At 68.4% G+C, this 19,389-nt stretch carries 17 protein-coding genes; 11 read left to right on the top strand and 6 right to left on the bottom strand.

Translation table 11 applies throughout. The features are described from left to right. Positions 1-5: 5 nt before the first annotated feature. The gene (locus AVJ23_RS10740) at positions 6-470 is read right to left on the bottom strand and encodes an Lrp/AsnC family transcriptional regulator (RefSeq protein ID WP_058862189.1); all 465 of its coding nucleotides are present in this window, start codon (positions 468-470) and stop codon (positions 6-8) included. A gap of 101 nt (positions 471-571) precedes the next feature. On the opposite strand from AVJ23_RS10740, the gene AVJ23_RS10735 reads away from it, so the two are divergent. The 10 genes from AVJ23_RS10735 to AVJ23_RS10690 all read left to right on the top strand — a co-directional run bounded on the left by AVJ23_RS10735 (position 572) and on the right by AVJ23_RS10690 (position 11,254). Further along, the gene (locus AVJ23_RS10735) at positions 572-2,032 is read left to right on the top strand and encodes an aminotransferase class V-fold PLP-dependent enzyme (protein WP_058862188.1); all 1,461 of its coding nucleotides are present in this window, start codon (positions 572-574) and stop codon (positions 2,030-2,032) included. Next, positions 2,029-3,375: an MFS transporter gene (locus tag AVJ23_RS10730; RefSeq protein ID WP_058862187.1), complete on the top strand. Its 1,347-nt coding sequence runs from the start codon at positions 2,029-2,031 to the stop codon at positions 3,373-3,375. The genes AVJ23_RS10735 and AVJ23_RS10730 overlap by 4 nt, the downstream gene beginning before the upstream one ends. A gap of 41 nt (positions 3,376-3,416) precedes the next feature. Continuing rightward, a complete protein-coding gene (locus AVJ23_RS10725; protein ID WP_058862186.1) occupies positions 3,417-4,883 on the top strand; it encodes an NAD(P)-binding domain-containing protein in 1,467 nt (488 codons plus the stop codon). After that, a complete protein-coding gene (locus AVJ23_RS10720; RefSeq protein ID WP_058862185.1) occupies positions 4,883-5,362 on the top strand; it encodes a hypothetical protein in 480 nt (159 codons plus the stop codon). Before AVJ23_RS10725 ends, AVJ23_RS10720 begins: the two co-directional genes overlap by 1 nt. Continuing rightward, positions 5,359-5,949 carry a peroxidase-related enzyme gene (locus tag AVJ23_RS10715; RefSeq protein WP_058862184.1) on the top strand — a complete coding sequence of 197 codons (591 nt, stop codon included), beginning with the start codon at positions 5,359-5,361 and terminating at the stop codon, positions 5,947-5,949. The genes AVJ23_RS10720 and AVJ23_RS10715 overlap by 4 nt, the downstream gene beginning before the upstream one ends. 80 nt (positions 5,950-6,029) lie before the next feature. After that, the gene (locus AVJ23_RS10710) at positions 6,030-7,127 is read left to right on the top strand and encodes an NAD/NADP octopine/nopaline dehydrogenase family protein (protein ID WP_099045494.1); all 1,098 of its coding nucleotides are present in this window, start codon (positions 6,030-6,032) and stop codon (positions 7,125-7,127) included. A gap of 61 nt (positions 7,128-7,188) precedes the next feature. After that, positions 7,189-8,298: an ABC transporter substrate-binding protein gene (locus tag AVJ23_RS10705; RefSeq protein ID WP_058862182.1), complete on the top strand. Its 1,110-nt coding sequence runs from the start codon at positions 7,189-7,191 to the stop codon at positions 8,296-8,298. An 80-nt stretch (positions 8,299-8,378) separates the two neighbouring features. Further along, a complete protein-coding gene (locus tag AVJ23_RS10700; RefSeq protein WP_058862181.1) occupies positions 8,379-9,365 on the top strand; it encodes an ABC transporter permease in 987 nt (328 codons plus the stop codon). 14 nt (positions 9,366-9,379) lie between these two features. Further along, on the top strand, positions 9,380-10,165 hold the full coding sequence (locus tag AVJ23_RS10695) for an ABC transporter permease (RefSeq protein WP_058862260.1): 786 nt from the start codon (positions 9,380-9,382) through the stop codon (positions 10,163-10,165). A 3-nt stretch (positions 10,166-10,168) separates the two neighbouring features. Next, complete coding sequence (locus AVJ23_RS10690; RefSeq protein ID WP_058862180.1) at positions 10,169-11,254, top strand: ABC transporter ATP-binding protein; 1,086 nt, start codon at positions 10,169-10,171, stop codon at positions 11,252-11,254. Between the two features lie 37 nt (positions 11,255-11,291). Here the strand turns inward: AVJ23_RS10690 and AVJ23_RS10685 are convergent, their stop codons facing one another. Genes AVJ23_RS10685 through AVJ23_RS10665 form a run of 5 tightly spaced genes read right to left on the bottom strand, consistent with a single transcriptional unit; the run spans position 11,292 to position 15,621 of the window. Then, positions 11,292-12,209 carry a hypothetical protein gene (locus AVJ23_RS10685; RefSeq protein ID WP_157772661.1) on the bottom strand — a complete coding sequence of 306 codons (918 nt, stop codon included), beginning with the start codon at positions 12,207-12,209 and terminating at the stop codon, positions 11,292-11,294. Next, on the bottom strand, positions 12,206-12,757 hold the full coding sequence (locus tag AVJ23_RS10680) for a winged helix DNA-binding protein (RefSeq protein WP_240484602.1): 552 nt from the start codon (positions 12,755-12,757) through the stop codon (positions 12,206-12,208). The genes AVJ23_RS10685 and AVJ23_RS10680 overlap by 4 nt, the downstream gene beginning before the upstream one ends. Then, positions 12,727-14,031, bottom strand: a complete 1,305-nt coding sequence (locus AVJ23_RS10675) for a TRAP transporter large permease (RefSeq protein WP_058862177.1) — start codon at positions 14,029-14,031, stop codon at positions 12,727-12,729. Before AVJ23_RS10675 ends, AVJ23_RS10680 begins: the two co-directional genes overlap by 31 nt. After that, the gene (locus tag AVJ23_RS10670) at positions 14,031-14,582 is read right to left on the bottom strand and encodes a TRAP transporter small permease (RefSeq protein WP_058862176.1); all 552 of its coding nucleotides are present in this window, start codon (positions 14,580-14,582) and stop codon (positions 14,031-14,033) included. The genes AVJ23_RS10675 and AVJ23_RS10670 overlap by 1 nt, the downstream gene beginning before the upstream one ends. 55 nt (positions 14,583-14,637) lie before the next feature. Then, on the bottom strand, positions 14,638-15,621 hold the full coding sequence (locus AVJ23_RS10665) for a TRAP transporter substrate-binding protein (RefSeq protein ID WP_058862175.1): 984 nt from the start codon (positions 15,619-15,621) through the stop codon (positions 14,638-14,640). Positions 15,622-15,757: 136 nt separating this feature from the next. Here AVJ23_RS10665 and AVJ23_RS10660 point away from each other — a divergent pair, with 136 nt between their 5' ends. After that, complete coding sequence (locus AVJ23_RS10660; RefSeq protein ID WP_058862259.1) at positions 15,758-19,384, top strand: hydantoinase B/oxoprolinase family protein; 3,627 nt, start codon at positions 15,758-15,760, stop codon at positions 19,382-19,384. Positions 19,385-19,389: the final 5 nt, after the last annotated feature.

Below are 19,389 nucleotides of genomic sequence, written 5' to 3'. Positions count from 1 at the left end.
CCCGGTCACCTGAGCGGGATCGGGCGCTGCTCCTCGATCGCCTCCATGGCGAAATACGAGGTCACGGTCTCCAGCTCGATATTCTCGATCAGCCGCTTGTAGACATCGTCATAGCCGGCCATGTCGCGCGCCACGATCTTGAGCAGGTAGTCGTATTCGCCGCCGATGCGGAAGAAATCGATCACCTCGGGGATGGCCGAGACATGGTTGCGGAACTGGCGCAGCCAGTCGGCCGAGTGGTGCCGCGTCTTGACCAGCGAGAAGACGACGAACCCGCCGCCCAGGCTTTCGCGGTCGATCACCACCGTGCGGTTGCGGATCGCGCCCGAGGCCTCCAGCGCCTTGAGCCTGCGCCAGCAGGCGTTCTGCGACAGCCCGACCTTGTCGGCCAACGCGCGCTGGGACTGGCCGGCATCGCGTTGAAGCTCTTCCAGGAGGCGGCAGTCAAAATGATCCAGTTTATGTGCCATGTGCCGATCATATGACCCAAAATCGGGAATGCAATCGCAAAGAACTGTGAAGATTTTTGCGATTTTCGCGTCATCATGTGCGTGTCAAATCAGGGGATGACATGACTGCGCTGGACGAATTCAAGGCCATGTTGGCCAAGCCGGACCTGCACGAGCGGCTGCGCGAGGGGCTGATCGGCGAGGATGTGCGGATCGACGGGCCCTATGGCCCGCGCCCGCTGATCTATGCCGATTACGTGGCCTCGGGGCGGGCGCTGGCGCAGGTCGAGGATTTCATCCGCGACCGCGTCCTGCCCTATTACGCCAACACCCACACCCAGGCCTCCTATTGCGGCGAGTACATGACCCGCCTGCGTGAGGCCGCCCGGGCCGAGATCGCGCGCCTGACCGGGGCGGCGCCGGGCATGAGCGTCGTGTTCACCGGGGCGGGCTCCACCGCCGGGCTGAACCGCATCGTGGGCCTGCTGGACCTTGCGGGTCTGGTGGCGGCGGGGCAGCGCGTGGTCGTGCTGACCGGCCCCTACGAGCATCATTCCAACATCCTGCCCTGGCGCGAGAGCGGCGCCGAGGTGATCGAGATCGCCGAGGCGCCGGGCGGCGGCGTCGACATGGACGACCTCGCCCGCGCGCTGCGGGACGCGCAGGGCGCGGCGCGGATCGTGGGCAGTTTCTCGGCGGCCTCGAACGTGACCGGCATCCTGACAGATGTGGATGCCGTCACGCGGGCGCTGCGGGCGCAGGGCGCACTGGCGATCTGGGATTACGGCTGTGCCGGTCCCTATGCGCCGATGGACATGAAGGCCGGCACCGACGCGCAGAAAGATGCCATCGTCTTCTCGGTGCACAAGTTTCCCGGCGGTCCTGGGTCCAGTGGGGTCGCGGTCATCCGCGACGGGATCGCCCGCCGTGCCACGCCGACTCTCCCCGGCGGCGGCACGGTCAGTTTCGTCTCGCCCTGGGGGCATGTCTATTCGGACAGCCTCTCGGCGCGCGAGGAGGGCGGCACGCCCAATGTCACCGGCGACATCCGCGCCGCGCTGGCCATGCTGGTCAAGGAGGCGCTGGGGCAGGACTGGCTGGGCACCCGTCACGCGGCGCTGCGCGCCCGCGCGCTGGAAGTCTGGTCGCGCAATGACCGGATCGAGCTTCTGGGGGTCCCGGATGCCCCGGCCCTGCCGATCTTTTCCTTCCGGGTGCGCGACGGCGCGGGCGGGCTGGTGCATCACCAGTTCTTCACCCGGCTGCTCAGCGACCTGACCGGTGTGCAGGCGCGCGGCGGCTGCGCCTGCGCGGGGCCCTACGGTCACCGGCTGCTGGGTCTGGGCCAGGCCGAATCGGAGGCCACGATCGCGGCGTTGGAGAACGGTGAAGAGACCGCAAAACCCGGCTGGGTGCGGCTGAACCTGTCGGCGCTGATGACGGATGCCAAAGCAGATTTGATCATCGAGGCGGTGGACAATCTGGCGCGGATCGCCCCAGACTATGTGGATGACTATCGCGTAGACGCCAGTACCGCCCGGTTCCGCGCCCATCATCTGCCGAAGGATTCGCTCGCCTCATGACCGAAACCCGGATCAGCCCGATTGCCAACCCGTCTTTCCGCACGCTGTTTGCCGGGCAGGTCTTCTCGCTTCTGGCGATCGGCCTGATGACGGTGGCCATGTCGCTGGCCGCCTACCGGATCGGCGGCGCGGAGGCGGCCGGGCAGATCCTGGGGTTCCTGCTGGCGGTCAAGATGGTGGCTTACGTGGCCATCGCCCCGCTGGCCGAGGCGCTGTTTGCCGGCCGCCCGCGCAAGCGGGTGATGATCGGGCTGGATGTCGGGCGCATGCTGCTGCTGCTGCCCATGGCCTATGCCGACCAGACTTGGCAGATCGCGGCGCTGGCGCTGGTCTTCTTCGCGGTCTCCTCCGGTTTCACGCCGCTGTTCCAGTCGGTGATCCCCGATGTTCTGCCCGAAGAACGCGTCTACAGCCGGGCGCTGGTCTGGTCGCGCATCGCCTACACGCTGGAATCCGTGCTGAGCCCGGTGATCGCCGCCATGGTGCTGCAGCTGGTGGCCGCGCAATACCTCTTCTGGGTCGCCGCGCTGGCCTTCACCGGCTCGATCCTCGCGCTGACGATCACGCGCTTTCCGCCGGACGCGCGGGACCGTGGCAAGGGCCCGTTCCTCGCACGCGCGCTCAACGGGCTGCGGATCTATCGCCACACGCCGCGGCTGCGCGGGCTGTTCCTGCTGAACCTCGCCCTCTCGCTCAGCATGGGCTGGGTGCTGGTCAACTCGGTCGTCGTGGCCAGCACGCGGCTGGGCGATGCCGAGCGGCATTTCCCGATCCTGATGGCCTTCTACGGGCTGGGCGCGGCGATCGGCGCGGTGGCGGTGCCCCGCGTGGTCGAGGCGCTGGACGAGCGGCGCGCCATGGTCACCGGCGCGCTGATGCATGCTGCGCTCGGCCTGCTGATCGTGCTGCCGCTGGGCTATGCCGGGCACATGGCGCTCTGGACCGGGTTCGGGCTGGCCGCCTCGCTGGTGCTGACCCCCGGGGGGCTGGTCATCGCGCGCTCGGCCCGGGCGGCGGACCGGCCGGCGGTCTTTGCCGCGCAGTTCTCGCTGTCGCATGCGGGCTGGCTGCTGGCCTATCCGCTGGCGGGCGAGCTGGGCGCGCGCGCCGGGCTGGAGCCCGCGCTGCTGGTCCTGTCGGGCCTGACCGTCGGCACCGCCCTGCTGGCAACGCGGGTCTGGCCCGCCACCGACCCCGTGCGGCGCGAACATGACCACCCCGAGCTGCCGGCCGATCACCCGCATCTGCGCGAGGCGCCGGCCCACGGGCCACGGCACCGCCACGCGCACGCCTTCCATATCGACGATCTCCACCCGGACTGGTCGGGCAGCCGACCGGCCTGACCGAGGCACGGGTGGACAGGACATCTACAGGAAAGACGCATATGACACATGACCCCATCACCCCGATCGACGGCCAGGGCCTGCCCGCGCTGGAGGCCCGGCTGCACGAGGACCTGAAATTCCTCTGCTGGCCCGGCAAGGACTGGGTGCCGCGCCGGGACGGGGTCAGCGACGTGGTCATCATCGGCGGCGGCATGTGCGGCATGGTGGCGTGGATGGCGCTCAAGACCGGTGGCATGCACAACATGCGCGTGCTCGACCGCGCCCCGGCGGGGCGCGAGGGGCCATGGCTGACCTATGCCCGCATGGAGACGCTGCGCTCGCCCAAGGAGCTGACCGGCCCGGCCTATGGCCATGGCGCGCTGAGTTTCCAGGCGTGGTACCGCGCGCAGTTCGGCACCGAGGCCTGGGAGGCGCTGGACAAGATCCCGCGCCCGATGTGGATGGAGTACCTGCAATGGTATCGGACCACGCTGGAGATCCCGATCGAGAACGGCGTCTCGGTCGACCGAGTGGAGCCCGAGGGCGACCTGCTGCGCCTGCACCTGTCGGGCGCCGCGGAAAGCTCGATCCTGTGCCGCAAGCTGGTCTTTGCCACGGGCCGCGACGGCACCGGGCAGCCCAACATCCCCGGCTTCGTCTCCGGGCTGGACCGTCGCTTCTGGGCGCATAGCGCCGACGAGATCGACTTTGCCGCGCTCAAGGACAAGCGCGTCGCGGTAGTGGGCGTCGGCGCCTCGGCCGTGGACAATGCCGCCGAGGCGCTGGAACATGGCGCGGCCGAGGTGCGCCACCTGATCCGCCGCAAGCAGATGCCCACGATCAACAAGATGATGGGGATCGGCAGCTTCGGCTTCACCGCCGGCTATGCCAGCCTGCCCGATGAATGGCGCTGGCGCTTCATGCAGTATTCCTTTGCGACCCAGACGCCGCCGCCGCATGGCTCGACCAACCGTGTCAGCCGGCATCCCAACGCCTATTTCCATTTCGGCAAGGCGGTCGAGAGCACGGTCGAGCGCGACGCCGCGGTCGAGATCGGCTTTGCCGACGGCACCTCCTACGAGGCGGATTTCGTCATCCTTGGCACCGGCTTCACCATCGACCCGCTGTCGCGGACCGAGTTCGGCGAGGCGGCCGGCAACATCCTGCTGTGGGAGGACGTCTATACGCCGCCCGCGGACGAGCCGTCGCGCGACCTGGGCCGCTTCCCCTACCTGAACGATGATTTCACCTTCCGCGAGAAGGTGCCCGGCACGGCGCCGTGGCTGGCCAATGTCTACTGCTTCAACTACGGCGCCTCGGCGAGCCTGGGCAAGGTCAGCGGCGACATTCCCGGCATCTCGGAAGGCGCCGGCTGGCTGGCGCGCGAACTGGCCGCCAAGCTCTATGCCGAGGATGTCGACCTGCACTGGCAGGCGATGCTGAACTACGACAAGCCCGAGCTCGACGGCAGCGAATGGACGCCGAGCGTGCTCGAGACCGAGGACAGGAAGGGGAAAGTGGCCTGATGGCACTGGAGACGACCGCATTGCGCGCCGCCTGGCTGGAGCCCGGCACGCCGACCGCCGCCGCCGTCGAGGGGCGCGCCACCATCTTCGAGATGACGCAGGCCGCCGAAGAGGCCGTGCTGCGCCCGCAGGATGCCGGCCCGTGGAGCCACGCGCTGCGCGCGGCACTGGCTGCCCGGATCGCACGGCTGAACGACGAGACCGCGCTGGCCGAGCGCTATGCCGAGGGCGCGGGCGAGTATGCCGCGCTGGCCGACCCCGCGCAGGACGGCACGGCACACGGCCTGGCCGCCGTGACGGGGTTCATGGACAAGGTCGCGGCCAAGACCCGCGAGGTCGGCGCCGAGGACATTGCCGGGCTGCAGGCCGCCGGCGTGGCCGATGCCGATATCGTCCGGCTGGCCGAGCTGAACGCCTTTCTCGCCTACCAGCTGCGGGTCGTGGCCGGGCTGCGGCTGATGCAGGGGACAGGCGCATGAGCAAGGTCGTCACCAAGTTCACCCGCACCGTGCCGCATTGGCAGCCCCGCGTGACGCCCGTCGACCTGGCCGAGGCCACGCAGGAGCAGCTGGACGCGCTCAAGGTCACGCCGTCGAACACCAAGGTGTCGGACTACGTTCTGACGCTGGCCCATGACGTCGAGAGCCTCAAGGTCCGCTCGCCCCTGTTCAACGCCATCATGTACGACAAGGGCGGGATGAGCCGCGCGGAACGCGAGCTGGGCGCGCTGGGGGCCTCGATGGTCAACCACTGCATCTATTGCGCCGCCGTGCACGCCATGCGCCACGCGCAGCTGGAGAAATCGACCGAGGTCACCGACAACCTGTTCCGCGACGGGGCCAAGGCCGATCTGGGCCCGCGCGACCGGTCGATCTTCGATTTCGCCGTCGCCCTGTCCGAGACGCCCTCGCAGGCCGGGCCGGAACACATGGAGGCGCTGAAGGCCGCCGGGCTGGACGAGGCCGAGATCCTCGACCTGATCCTGTCGGCATCGCTGTTTGGATGGGCAAACCGGCTGATGCATGTGCTCGGAGACCCCGTCAGGCTTGCGGAACCGGCCAAATAGGGGCAGACTTCCTGTATAGCGGATGAAATTCCGTTATTACGATGTAATCAAAGGTTGTGACGACAAGGGAAAGGAACGACGTGGGGAAGACGGTAGGACTGGCAGGCGCGGGCTCGATCGCGTTCGGAACGGCGGCGGTGCTGGCCGAGGCGGGCCATGACCCGATGCTCTGGTCGCCCTCGGGCGCGGGCACGGCCGAGCTGGCGCAGGGCGCGCCGCTCACCGCCACCGGCGCGGTCGAGACAGTGCTGACCCCGCGCATCGCCGACAGCGCACAGGCCCTCGCGCAGGAAAACGAGGTGCTGATCATCGCCCTGCCCGGCTATGGCCACAAGGCGGTGCTGGACGCGCTGGCCCCGCATCTCGAGCCGCGCCATCACGTCATCATCTCGTCGCACGCCTCGCTGGGCGCGGTCTACCTGATGCAGCTTTTGGCGGCACGCGGCGTCAGCGTTCCGATCACCGCCTGGGGCACCACGATCTGCACCGGGCGGCGGCAATCGGGCACCGAGGTCAAGGTCAACACGGTGCGCAGCCGCGTGGACCTGTGCACAGTGCCCGAGGAAAGCTCGGGCACTGCGCTGGTCCTCTGCCAGGAGCTGTTCGGCGACCGCTTCCAGCCGCGCGACGGGCTGCTGGCGATCTCGCTGTCCAACCTCAACCCGCAGAACCACATGGGCATCGCGCTTGGTAACATCACCCGGATGGAACGGGGCGAGACCTGGAGCCAGGGCCAGAACGTGACCCCCACCGTGGGCCGCCTGCTCGAGGCGCTGGACGCCGAGCGGCTGGAGATCGCGCAGGCGCTGGGGCTGGAGGTCAAGACGATCTTCGAGCATTTCCACCTGTCCTTCCACGTGCCCATCGCCTCGATTTCCGAGATGAACCAGCAGATGCACGCGCAGGGCAATGGCGGCACCGGCCCGGCCACCGCCGACAGCCGCTATGTCACCGAGGACGTGCCCTACGGGCTGGTGCTGACCGCGGCGCTTGGCCGGTTGACCGGTCACCCCGCGCCGCTGCACGAGGCCGGCATCCGCATCTTCTCGGCCATGTACGGGCGCGATTTCGAGGCCGAGAACCAGATCCTCGCGGCGCTGGATCTCGACCGCTACAGCCTTGACGATCTCAAGCGCGCCGCCCGCACCGGGCTCTTGCGCCAGCCCGAACGGGCCTGAGCGCCATGACGCGACAATAACCACCAAGAAACCAACCACCAAATCAACAGGGAGACCAACCATGTCCAAACTGATCTACAACCGTCGCCGGTTCCTCGGCACCGCCGCCGCCACGGGTGCGGCGCTGGCCTCGCCGGCCTATCTGCGCCGCGCCATGGCGCAGGGCAGCGGCGAGGTGAACATCTGGACCTACAACGATTTCGTGCCCGAAAGCTTCAAGGAGCAGTTCGAGTCCGAGACCGGCATCAAGGTCAATGTCCGCCTCGTCGACGACCAGGGCAAGCAGTTCAACCTGCTGGCCGCCGAGCAGCCCAACCCCACCGTCGACATCATGACCGTGGCCGGTCACCGCTTCCTGCAGTTCATCGACAGCGAGCTGCTGGCGCCGCTGGACACCGACCGGCTGTCCAACTGGGGCAACATCAACCCGACCTTCTCGGAATCCGACTGGGCCACGATCAACGGCAACAAGTGGGGCGCGCCGATCCTGTCGGGCATGGAGGTGCTGTCCTACAACACCGATTACGTGACCGAGGAAGAGGCCCTGACCTGGGACACGCTGTTCAGCGAGAAGTACAGCGGCCAGACCGCCTACATCATCCAGGACATGATGAGCATCGTCATGCTGATGATGGGCTATGACGGCAACATGGTCGCCTACATGGACGATCCCGAAAAGGCCGCCCAGATCGTCGAAGAGGCCAAGCAGTTCCTGATCGAGCACAAGCCGCTGGTGCGCAAGTACTATGACGGCGGCGCCGAGTTCCAGCAGATGATGGTCAACCAGGACATCGTGCTGGGCCATTCCTGGAACGGCCCCGCCGCGGCGCTGATCAATGACGGCTTCCCGCTGGGCATGACCATCCCGCGCGAGGGCTCCTACGGCTTTGTCTACACCTACAACATCGCCAACAACGCGCCCAACGTGGACAATGCCTATACCTTCCTCGACGCGATCCTCGCCTCGCCCGAGATCGGCGCGTCGATGACCAAGGCATCGGGCTTCATCTCGACCTACAAGGGCGCCGATCAGTACCTGACCGAGCTCGAGAAGAAGTCGACCTCGTTCCCCGAGGAGCAGCTGGCCAACCTGCAATTCTTCCGCGCCGAGGCCAACGACATGAAATACAGCCTCCTCGACCCGGCGGTCGAAGCCATCAAGGCCGCCTGAGACCACACCACTCACGGAACCCGTTCCCGTCCCGCGCCCGTCGCGCGGGGCGGGGACCCTGCCGATCTGAAAGAGACCGCATGACCTATGACGCATCCGCCGAGCGGGAGGGACGGCCCGGGGCCAGACCGGCCGCCGATCCGACCTTCTGGGGCCGGTTGACGGGCTGGGGGCCGTATCATGTCCTGATGCGGATCGCGACCGCCTCGCCCCGCCGCCAGTTCGCGATCCTCGCCGCCTTCCCGATCCTCTGGGTGCTGACCCAGCACCTGGGCCCGATGCTGCAGATGCTTCGCGTGTCGCTGACCGACGCCTACCCGGTCGCCCCCGGGGTCGAGCAGAGCTTCACCCTTGAAAACTATGCCCGGTTCTTCGGCGACAGCATCTTCTGGATGCCGTTCTTCCGGACCCTGACCTTTGCCGCGGTCTTCACCTTCTGCACGCTGGTGATCACCTACCCGGTGGCCTATTTCCTGGCGCGCCATGTCAGCCGCCGCAACCAGATGCTGTTCCTGCTGCTGCTGCTGATCCCGTTCTGGGTGGGCGAAATCGTGCGCACCTATGCGATCATGATCCTGCTGGGCAATACCGGCGCGGTGAACATGGTGCTGCGCTTCTTCGGCCTGATCGACCGGCCGATCCCCTTCATGTATACCAGCTTTTCCATGGGCGTCGGCATCGTCTACCTGACCGCCCTCTACATGCTGCTGCCGCTCTATTCCGCGCTCGAGAAACTGCCCAAGAGCATGAACGAGGCCGCCGCCGACCTGGGCGCCGGTGCCTGGACCCGGTTCCGGCGCATCTCGCTACCCATGACGATCGAGGGGATTTCCTCGGGCTGCACGCTGGTCTTCCTGATCTCGACGGGCTTCTACGCCACGCCGATCCTGCTGGGCGGGCCCTCCACCACCGTCTTTGCCGAAACCATTGCAGGCTTTTTCCACGTGGCCGGGGATGAATGGCCCACCGGCGCGGCCTTTGCCACGATCATGTTCGCCGCCGCCCTGGTCATCACCGCCGCCTTCCAGAGGCTGATGAACGCCCTGCGCAAGGGAGACCGGACATGAACAACCGTCCCGAACTGTTCCGCGGCAACCGGATCTTCCTTGCCTGCATCTACTGGGCCTTCGTGCTCTACGTCTTCGTGCCGCTGATCCTGATGGTCCTGATGGGCTTCAAGGACAGCAAGTTCATCGGCTTCCCGATCCGCTCCTGGACGCTGGACTGGTATACCGGGGTCTTCGCCGATGCCGAGGTGATCTCGACCTTCGGCTATTCCGTGGCCATCGCGGTGCTCTCGACGCTGATCTCGATCTTCGTGGGCACCTGGATCGCGGTGCTGCTGGAGGGGCGCAAGTTCACGGGCCGCGGCGTGACCTTCGGCCTGACCGTACTGCCGGCGCTGGTGCCGGGCATCATCTCGGCCATCGCCTTCCGCATCTATGCCCGCTACCTCGGAATCGAGCCCGGCATGGGCGCGATCATCTGGGCCCACGCGGTGCACAACGTGCCCTTCGTGGTGCTGGTGGTCATGGCACGCCTGTCCACCCTGCCGAAAAGCCAGATCGAGGCCGCCCGCGACCTGGGCGCCGACCCGCTGGTCGCCTTCATGCGGATCACCCTGCCCTATCTCGTGCCGGCCATCCTGGGTGCGTCGATCTTCTGCCTGCTGCTGTCCTTCGACGATTTCGTGCGCTCCTTCTTCCTGGGCGGTTACGATCCCACGCTGCCGGTTCTGATCTTCGCCAAGCTGCGCTCGGGCATGAGCCCGGAAATCAACGCCATTGCCACCGTGGCGCTGGTCCTGACCGCCGCCATCGGCATCTGGGCCGAGCGCTTCACGCGCCGCATGAACAAGGAAAACTGAGCCATGACCGACCAGACACCGCTTGTCCGCATCGAGGGTCTGTCCAAGCATTTCGGAGAGACCGTCGCCCTGCAGGACCTGACGCTGGACATCGCGCAGGGCGAGTTCGTGACCTTCCTCGGCCCCTCGGGTTGCGGCAAGTCCACCACGCTGCGCATCCTGGGCGGGTTCGAACGCCCCACCAAGGGGCGCGTGATCCTCGACGGCGAGGACGTGACCGGCCAGCCGCCCGAACGGCGCAATGTCAACATGGTCTTCCAGGACTACGCGCTGTTCCCGCACATGACCGTGGCGCAGAACATCGCCTTCGGGCTGGAGCTGAAGGGCATGGGCAAGGCGGACATCAAGCGCCGCTCGGACGAGATCATGTCTTTCCTCGAGCTGGACGCCTTCGGGTCGCGCTACCCGCTGCAGCTTTCGGGCGGCCAGCGCCAGCGCGTGGCGCTGGCCCGCGCATTGGCGCCCGATCCGGCGCTGCTGCTGCTGGACGAGCCGCTGGGCGCGCTGGATGCCAAGCTGCGCGGCCAGGTCCAGCAAGAGCTCAAGTCGATCCAGCGCCGCACGCACAAGACCTTCTTCTTCGTCACCCATGACCAGGAAGAGGCGCTGACCATGTCCGACCGGATCGTGGTGATGAACAAGGGCCGGGTCGAGCAGGACGGCACGCCGGAAGAGCTCTATTTCCGCCCCGCCAGCCGCTTCGTGGCCGAGTTCATCGGCGAGACCAACCTGCTGTCGGGCCATGTGCGCGGCACCGAGGGCGACAAGGTCGTCATGGACTGGGAAGGCACCACGCTGAAGGGCAAGGCCCCGGCCCGCGTCCCCGGCGAGGGCCAGCCGATCACCGCCTCGGTCCGGCTGGAAAAGCTGGGCTTCCATGCCGAGCGCCCGCAGACGGCCAATGCCGTGCAGGGGCGCGTCGTCTCCAAGACCTTCCTCGGCTCGCGCATGTCGATGCAGATCGCCGTGGGCGACAAGGGCGACGCGCTGCTCAAGGCCTATGTCGATGCCGAGACCGGCCAGTCCGTGGGCAACGACCCGGTCTGGATCGGCTGGGAGGCCGACAACATGGCGGTGCTGAACGACTGATGTGGACGCGCCCGGACCCGCGCGGTCCGGGCGCATCTCAGCCGCGGGTCAGGCGCGCCACGAGGAACGGTGTCAGGTACATCGGGATCTGGTAGCAGCCGACAAAGACCATGAGCGGCGCGAACACCTCGGGCGGCACGGCGGTCAGGAACAGCGCGAGGTTGCGGTTGCCGGCGGCAATCGCGGTGGTCGCGGCCTCGCCGGCCGGCAGGGCGCGCCGCGTTGCCAGCCACGCGCCGAGGCTCTGGAACAGGTAGAGCCCGACGGCAAACAGGAAGGTCCGCGCCAGCAAACCCGGCGTATGGATCAGCCCGGGGCCGATTTCCGACATCAACCCGATCACCACCAGCGCCATGGCCAGCGCCATCGCCCCGTCCAGCGCGGGCCGCGTCTGCGGCGCGGCCAGCCGCGGCACGGCCCGGCGGAGCAGCGCCGCCAGCCCGCCGGCCAGCAGCACAATGACCAGCAGGCGTCCCACCGCGCCCAGCAGCGCGGCGGGGTCGGGAAAGATCGGCAGCAGCGCAAAGACCGGCGCCGCGGTCAGCGGCAGCAGCGCGGTGCCCAGCGACAATTGCCGCAGCGAGGCGCCCACATCCGCGCCCGACATCGCGGCCAGCCCCGGCGAGCCGGTGATCGGCGAGGCGGCCATCGCCAGCACCGCGGCCACGGCCAGCGGGTGGCCCATCCATCCCAGCGCCCAGAGCAGCCCACCCACGCTCAGCGGCAGCAGGCATTGCAGCGTGACCGCCGCCAGCAGCGTGCGGGGCAGCGCATCGCGGCGCGGCATGGCGGCCAGCGGCCCCTCGCGCAACGCGGCCAAGCAGAGCATCACCGCGATGAAGGGCACGATGGCCGGCGCCATGACGCGGGCCAGCTGCGGCAGCGCGATACCCACCAGCAGCCCGGCCACCAGCAACCAGCGCCCCCATGCGGACAGGGCGGCAAAGAGGCTCAAATCGTGGTGGCCGCCCGCGCGGCGTGATCGTAGCTGCCCGAGATCGCCCGCAGCAGGGCCGCCAGCCGCGACATCTCTTCGGGGCGGAATCCCAGCTCCTGCGCAAGATCGACCAGCAGCGCCTCGCGCACCTCGCGGTAGCGGTCGCAGAGCGCCCGGCCCGCCTCGGTGATGCCCACGACCTTTTCCTTGCCCTTGCGCGCCGTGCGCACCAGCCCGCGTTCGGACAGCTTGCGCAGCGCGTAGGTGATCAGGTGCGTATCCTCGATATGCAGCACCAGCCGGATATCGGCCAGCGTCTTCTCGCGGTCGCGGTGGTTGACCTGGTGCAGGATCAGCACCTCCAGCGGCGCCATGCCCGGCGCGCCGGCCGCGTCCATGCAGCGCGTGATCCAGCGGTGAAAGGCATGGTTGGTCATGGTCAGGGCGTATTCGACCTCGGACAGCTCGGGCAGGCGCGACTGCGCCAGGTGAGACGAGCTGACGATGGGGCCGATTCCGGTCTGGTCGGGGTTGGTCATCGGGACATCATGGTCGAGGGCAGCCACAGCGCGATCCCGGGGAAGACCGACAGGATCGCCGTGGCCAGCACCAGCAGGAGGAAGAAGGGGATGGCATAGCGCGCGACGGCAAAGATGTCGCGCCCGGTGATGGTCTGGATCACGAACAGGTTGAAGCCGACCGGCGGGGTGATCTGGCTCATCTCGACGACGAGGACAAGGAAGATGCCGAACCAGATCGGGTCGATCCCCGCCGCCGTCACCATGGGCAGGAAGATCGACACGGTCAGCACCACGATCGAGATCCCGTCGAGGAACATGCCCATCACGATGAAGAACACGGTCAGCATGGCCAGAAGCTGGTATTGCGACAGGCCCATCTCGCCGATCATGCGGGCCAGTTCGCGCGGGATGCCGGTATAGCCCATTGCCACGGTCAGGAAGGATGCGCCGGCCAGGATGAAGGCGATCATGCAGGTGGTCACCGTGGCCGCGCGCAGGCTGTCGGCCAGCCCCGCCCAGGACAGTGCGCCGGTGGCGCCGGCAAGGATGAGCGCGCCGGTGACGCCGATCACCGCCGCCTCGGTCGGGCTGGCGATGCCAAGATAGATCGAGCCGATCACCGCCACGATAAGCCCCACCACCGGGAGCAGCCGCGACATGGCGCGCAGTGCCTCGCGCCGGTCGGTGGGCGGCTCGGCCTCGGGCATGCGCTCGGCATTCATGAGCGACCAGATCATGATCCAGCCGATGAACAGCGCCGCCAGCAGCGCGCCCGGCAGCACGCCGGCCAGGAAGAGCCGCGCGATCGACTGCTCGGTCGCGGCGCCATAGACGATCAGGATGATCGAGGGCGGGATCAGGAAGCCGAAGGTGCCCGCACCGGCCAGGCTGCCGATGGCCATGCGCTCGTCATAGCCGCGCGCCTTCAGCTCGGGCAGAGACATACGCCCGATCGTGGCCGTGGTGGCCGCCGACGAGCCCGAGACCGCCGCGAACAGCCCGCAGGCCAGCACGTTGACATGCAAGAGCTTGCCGGGCAGCCGCGCGGTGAAGGGCGCCAGCCCCGAGAACATGTCCGAGGACAGGCGCGAGCGGACGAGGATCTCGCCCATCCAGATGAACATGGGCAGCGCGGTCAGGCCCCAGACCGACAGCCCGCCCCAGACCTTGGTGGCAAAGACCAGCTCCGCCGGGGCCGGTGCGGCGAGGATCATCGCCACCAGCCCCACGGCGATCAGGGCGAACCCCACCCAGAGTCCCAGCGCCAGCGCGCCGAACAGGACCACCAGCAGGATCGGTGCAAGCGTCGCGATCTCCATCAGTCCCCCCGCTCGGTGCGTGTCTCGGCCGCGTCGAAGCCGGGCTGACCGCCCGTGGCCAGCGTGACGGCGGAATCGACCAGCGCCACGGTGAACAGCGCCAGCCCCGCGGTCATCACCCCCTGCGGGATGGCCAGCGGGATCGGGATCATCCCGTAGCTGACGGAATCGAAGGCGATGCTGTCGGCCACCTGCAGCCCGCTCGACCAGGTGGCGAAGACGGCAAGGCCGGCGGCGCCAAGGCAGACCAGCGCGCCCAGCCAGCGCGCCACCGCCTCGGGCAGCGAGCGGATCAGCAGCTTGACCCGCACGTGGCTGCCCGCCTGAAGCGTCCCGGCCAGGCCCAGGAAGACCGCGCCGGTGAACAGGAAAGCGCCGAACTCGGCCAGCGACGGGATGGTCAGCCCGGGCGGCGGCAGCTCCAGCAGCCGTGCGACGCGATCGGTCAGCCGGCCGAGGATCTGGGCCAGCACCAGCACCGCGATCAGCGCGAAAGTGATCGCGGCCAGCCACAGCGCGGCCGCGTAGAGACGGTCGAGGAGACGGCGCATCGGCGATCCCTTCCTGCGAGAAAAGCGCGGCGGGGCCCGAAGGCCCCGCGACGGATCACATGTCGGACATCTTGGCCTCGTAGGCGTCGACGACCTGCTGGCCCTCGTCACCGGCCTCGTCCAGCCATTCGGCGGTCATCGTCTCGCCGATCTCGGCCAGCTCGCCCGACAGCGTCTCGGACGGGTCCGAGATGGTCATGCCGTTCTCTTCGAGCGTCGCCATCTTCGCGGCGGTCTCGGCGGCCGACATCTCCCAGCCGCGGGTCTCGGCCTCGGCGGCGGCGCTCATGATCGCCTCGCGCGTGGCCTCGTCCAGCCCGTCAAGCGCGCGGCTGTTCACGATGACCATGTTCTTGGGCAGCCAGGCCTGCGTGTCGGTGTAATGCGAGGTGAAATCCCAGGCCTGGCTCGACACGCCGGTCGAGGGCGAGGTGATCATCGCGTCGACCCGGCCGGTGCTGAAGGCGGTGGGGATGTCGCCTGTCTCGATCTGGGTCGGCACCGCGCCCATCAGCTGGGCCAGCCGCTCGGTCGCGGCGTTGTAGGCGCGGAACGACGCGCCCTCGAGATCCGCGGCGCTCTCGATCGGCTCCTGCGTGTAGATGCTCTGGCCCGGCCACGGCACGGCAAAGAGCAGCGTCAGCCCCTGCGCGGCGAGCTTCTCCTCGACCATGGGGCGCGAGGCCTCCCACAGGGCGCGGCCCTCCTCGTAGCTGGAGGCGAGGAAGGGGATCGAGTCGACGGCAAAGATCGGGTCCTCGTTGGCCAGGCGGCTCATCAGCACCTCGCCCATGGGCGCAAGGCCGCGGCGGACCGAATCCTTGATCTCGGGATGCGCATAGAGCGAGCCCGCGGAATGCACGGTGATCTCGAGATCCGTCGCTTCCTCGATATCGGCGACGAATTCCATGATGTTCTGGGTGTGGAACACGCTGTCGCCATAGGGCGTGGGCATGTCCCAGCTTTGCGCGGCAACCGGCAGCGCTAGGGCCGATGTGGCAAGCGCGGCCGCAAGGCCGCGAAAGGCGGTGAAGGTCATGATCGTCTCCCTGTCATGCGGGCGGCTTATCTGTGCGACCGGACCCGCCACCCTTGGGCCCGGCAGGGTCGAGGTTGACGAGACGCCGACAATTTGTCAACGTTTCGTCGTCAAATGATGGGTGAAGGTGCAGGACATGCAAAACGCGCAGGCAGGCCGCTGGGATTTCTGGATCGACCGCGGCGGAACCTTCACCGACGTGATCGGGCGTGCCCCCGACGGCACGCTCGAGGCGATGAAGCTGCTCTCGGAGAATCCCGGCGCCTATGACGATGCCGCGATCGAGGGGATCCGCCGGTTCCTGGACGTGGCGCCCGGTGCCATCCCGCCCGAGCGGGTGGGCACGGTGCGCATGGGCACGACCGTCGCCACAAACGCGCTGCTCGAACGCAAGGGCGACCGCACCCTGCTGCTGATCACCCGCGGCTTTCGCGACGCGCTGCGCATCGGCTACCAGGCGCGGCCCGACATCTTCGCCAAGGAGATCCTCCTGCCCGAGCTGCTCTATGACCGGGTCGAGGAGGTGGACGAACGCGTCCGAGCCGATGGCACGGTCGAGACGGCGCTGGATCTCGACGGGGCGCGCAAGGCCATGCAGGCGGCGCGCGCCGACGGGATCGAGGCGGTGGCGATCGTGCTGATGCATGCCTGGACCGCGCCCGACCATGAACGCGCCCTGGCCGACGCCGCGCGCGAGGCAGGCTTTGCGCAGGTCTCGGTCAGCCACGAGGTATCGCCACTCATCAAGCTGGTCGGGCGCGGCGACACCACCGTGGTGGATGCCTACCTGACGCCGATCCTGTCGCGCTACGTGGAACGCGTGGCCGGCGCGCTTGGCGCCACCCCGCCCGACCGCGACGGGCCGACGCTGCAATTCATGATGTCCTCGGGCGGGCTGACCGCGGCGGACCGATTCAAGGGGCGCGACGCGATCCTGTCCGGCCCGGCGGGCGGCGTGGTGGGCATGGCGCGCACCGGGCAGATCGCCGGCGAGGACCGGGTGATCGGTTTCGACATGGGCGGCACCTCGACCGACGTGGCGCATTTCGACGGCGAGTTCGAACGCGCCTTCGATACCGAGGTGGCCGGCGTGCGGATGCGCGCGCCCATGCTTCAGGTGCATACCGTGGCGGCCGGGGGCGGCTCGATCCTGCATGCCGATGCCGGGCGCTTCCGCGTCGGCCCCGACAGCGCCGGCGCCGATCCGGGCCCGGCTTGCTATCGCCGGGGCGGCCCGCTGACCGTGACCGACGCCAACGTCATGCTGGGCAAGCTGAACCCCGATTTCTTCCCCGCGATCTTCGGCCCCGAGCAGGACCAGCCGCTGGACCGCGACGCCGTGGCCGAGGCCTTCGGCCAGATCGCCGAGCGCGACGGCAAGACCCCCGAAGAGGTGGCCGAGGGGTTCCTGCGCATCGCGGTCGAGAACATGGCCAACGCGATCAAGAAGATCAGCGTGCAGCGCGGCTATGACGTGACCCGCTACCTGCTCAACGCCTTCGGCGGCGCGGGCGGGCAGCATGCCTGCCTCGTGGCCGATGCGCTGGGGATGACCAAAGTGCTGGTGCACCCGCTTTCGGGGCTGCTCTCGGCCTACGGGATCGGGCTGGCCCGCGTGACCGAGGCGCGCCAGCGCGGCATGGAAACCGACCTGACCGAGGACACCGTGGCCGAGGTCGACACCGCGCTGGACGCGCTGCGCTCCGACGTGGCGGCGGCGCTGGCGGCACAGGGCGTGCCCGATGCGGGCACCGAAATGGTGCCCCGCCTGCACCTGCGCTATGCCGGGACCGATACCGCCCTGCCCGTCCGCTGGCAGGCCGACGTGGCCCGCGCCCGCGCCGATTTCGAGACCGCCCACAAGGCCGAGTTCGGCTTCACCGACCCCGAGGCGCGGCTGGTGATCGAGGCGGTCGAGATCGAGGGCCGCGCCGCCGAGGCCGCCGCCGATCCCGAGGATGCGCGCGAGACCACCGACGGCACGCCCGAGGCCGAGGCCACCGTGCCGCTCTTCTCGGGCGGCACCACCCATGACGCGGCGGTGCTGCGCCGCGAGGCCATCGCGCCGGGCCAGAGCGTCAGCGGTCCCGCCCTGATCATCGAGCCCAACCAGACCATCGTGGTCGAGCCGGGCTGGCAGGCGCAGGTCACCGCGCGGGACCATGTCCTGATGACCCGCGCCGAGGCCGCGAACCGCGCCGGCGCCATCGGGACCGAGGCCGACCCGGTGCTGCTGGAAGTGTTCAACAACCTCTTCATGAACATCGCCGAGCAGATGGGCGTGGCACTGCAGAAGACCTCGCGCTCGGTCAACATCAAGGAACGGCTGGACTTTTCCTGTGCCGTCTTCGATGCCGAGGGCGCGCTGGTCGCCAATGCGCCGCATATGCCGGTGCATCTGGGATCGATGGATCGCAGCGTCGAGACGATCATCCGCCAGAACGCGGGCCGGGTGCAGCCGGGCGATGTGTTCGCGCTTAACGCACCCTACAATGGCGGCACCCACCTGCCCGACATCACCGTGGTCACGCCGGTCTTCGATGCGGCCGAGACCGAGATCCTGTTCTGGGTCGCCTCGCGCGGGCACCATGCCGATGTCGGCGGAGTCGCGCCGGGTTCGATGACCCCGCGCGCCACCCGCGTGGACGAGGAAGGTGTGCTCTTCGACAATGTGCACCTGGTCGCCGACGGCCGCTTCCGCGAGGAGGAGATCCGCCGCGTTCTGACCGACCACCCCTACCCCGCGCGCAACCCCGACCAGAACATCGCCGATCTCAAGGCACAGGTCGCCGCGAATGCCCGCGGCATGGCCGAGCTGCGCGCCATGATCGATCAGTTCGGGCTGGAGGTGGTGCAGGCCTATATGGGTCACGTGCAGGACAATGCCGCCGCCGAGGTGGCGCGCGTGATCGGCCGGCTGTCGGATGGCGAATATGCCTATCCCACCGATACCGGCCAGACCATCCGCGTGAAGATCACCGTCGACCGCGACAAGGGCGAGGCGGTGGTGGATTTCACCGGCACCTCCGAGTCGCAGGAGAACAATTTCAACGCGCCCGAACCGGTGACCCGGGCCGCGGTGCTCTATGTCTTCCGCGTCATGGTCGAGGCGCCGATCCCGATGAATGCGGGCTGCCTGCGCCCGGTCAAGATCGTGATCCCCGACGGCTCGATGCTGGCGCCGCGCTACCCGGCCGCCGTGGTGGCCGGCAATGTCGAGACCAGCCAGCACGTCACCAATGCGCTGTTCGGCGCGCTGGGGGCGATCGCCAACAGCCAGGGTACGATGAACAACCTGACCTTCGGCAATGACACGCATCAATATTACGAGACGCTGTGCTCGGGCAGCCCGGCCGGGCGGCGCAACGATGGCAGCGGCTTTGCCGGGACCTCGGCAGTGCATGTGCACATGACGAATTCGCGCCTGACCGACCCCGAGGTGCTGGAATCGCGCTATCCCGTCCTGCTGGAAAGCTTCTCGGTCGATGCGGGCTCGGGCGGGGCGGGCGCCTATCCGGCCGGTGATGGCACCACGCGGCGCATCCGCTTTCTTGAACCGATGGAGCTGGCGATCCTGTCCTCGCATCGCGAACGCGCGCCGCAGGGGCTGGAGGGCGGCGGGGCGGGCCGCGTCGGGCGGACCGAGATCCATCGCACCGACGGCACGGTCGAGGAGCTGCGCGCCGCCGATCAGGCGCAGGTCGACACGGGCGATGCGGTGGTCGTGGTGACGCCCACGGCGGGCGGCTACGGCAAGCCCTGAGCGGG

Source organism: Pseudoponticoccus marisrubri, assembly GCF_001482405.1.
GTDB classification, from domain to species: Bacteria; Pseudomonadota; Alphaproteobacteria; order Rhodobacterales; family Rhodobacteraceae; genus Pseudoponticoccus; species Pseudoponticoccus marisrubri.
This window is presented reverse-complemented; position numbering and strand designations above follow the sequence as displayed.

Coding starts and splice junctions, on each gene's coding strand:
- AVJ23_RS10730 (WP_058862187.1), top strand. CDS start 2,029: ATGACCGAAACCCGGATCAGCCCGATTGCCAACCCGTCTTTCCGCACG.
- AVJ23_RS10660 (WP_058862259.1), top strand. CDS start 15,758: ATGCAAAACGCGCAGGCAGGCCGCTGGGATTTCTGGATCGACCGCGGC.
- AVJ23_RS10705 (WP_058862182.1), top strand. CDS start 7,189: ATGTCCAAACTGATCTACAACCGTCGCCGGTTCCTCGGCACCGCCGCC.
- AVJ23_RS10700 (WP_058862181.1), top strand. CDS start 8,379: ATGACCTATGACGCATCCGCCGAGCGGGAGGGACGGCCCGGGGCCAGA.
- AVJ23_RS10690 (WP_058862180.1), top strand. CDS start 10,169: ATGACCGACCAGACACCGCTTGTCCGCATCGAGGGTCTGTCCAAGCAT.
- AVJ23_RS10740 (WP_058862189.1), bottom strand. CDS start 470: ATGGCACATAAACTGGATCATTTTGACTGCCGCCTCCTGGAAGAGCTT.
- AVJ23_RS10720 (WP_058862185.1), top strand. CDS start 4,883: ATGGCACTGGAGACGACCGCATTGCGCGCCGCCTGGCTGGAGCCCGGC.
- AVJ23_RS10675 (WP_058862177.1), bottom strand. CDS start 14,031: ATGGAGATCGCGACGCTTGCACCGATCCTGCTGGTGGTCCTGTTCGGC.
- AVJ23_RS10715 (WP_058862184.1), top strand. CDS start 5,359: ATGAGCAAGGTCGTCACCAAGTTCACCCGCACCGTGCCGCATTGGCAG.
- AVJ23_RS10725 (WP_058862186.1), top strand. CDS start 3,417: ATGACACATGACCCCATCACCCCGATCGACGGCCAGGGCCTGCCCGCG.
- AVJ23_RS10735 (WP_058862188.1), top strand. CDS start 572: ATGACTGCGCTGGACGAATTCAAGGCCATGTTGGCCAAGCCGGACCTG.
- AVJ23_RS10670 (WP_058862176.1), bottom strand. CDS start 14,582: ATGCGCCGTCTCCTCGACCGTCTCTACGCGGCCGCGCTGTGGCTGGCC.
- AVJ23_RS10665 (WP_058862175.1), bottom strand. CDS start 15,621: ATGACCTTCACCGCCTTTCGCGGCCTTGCGGCCGCGCTTGCCACATCG.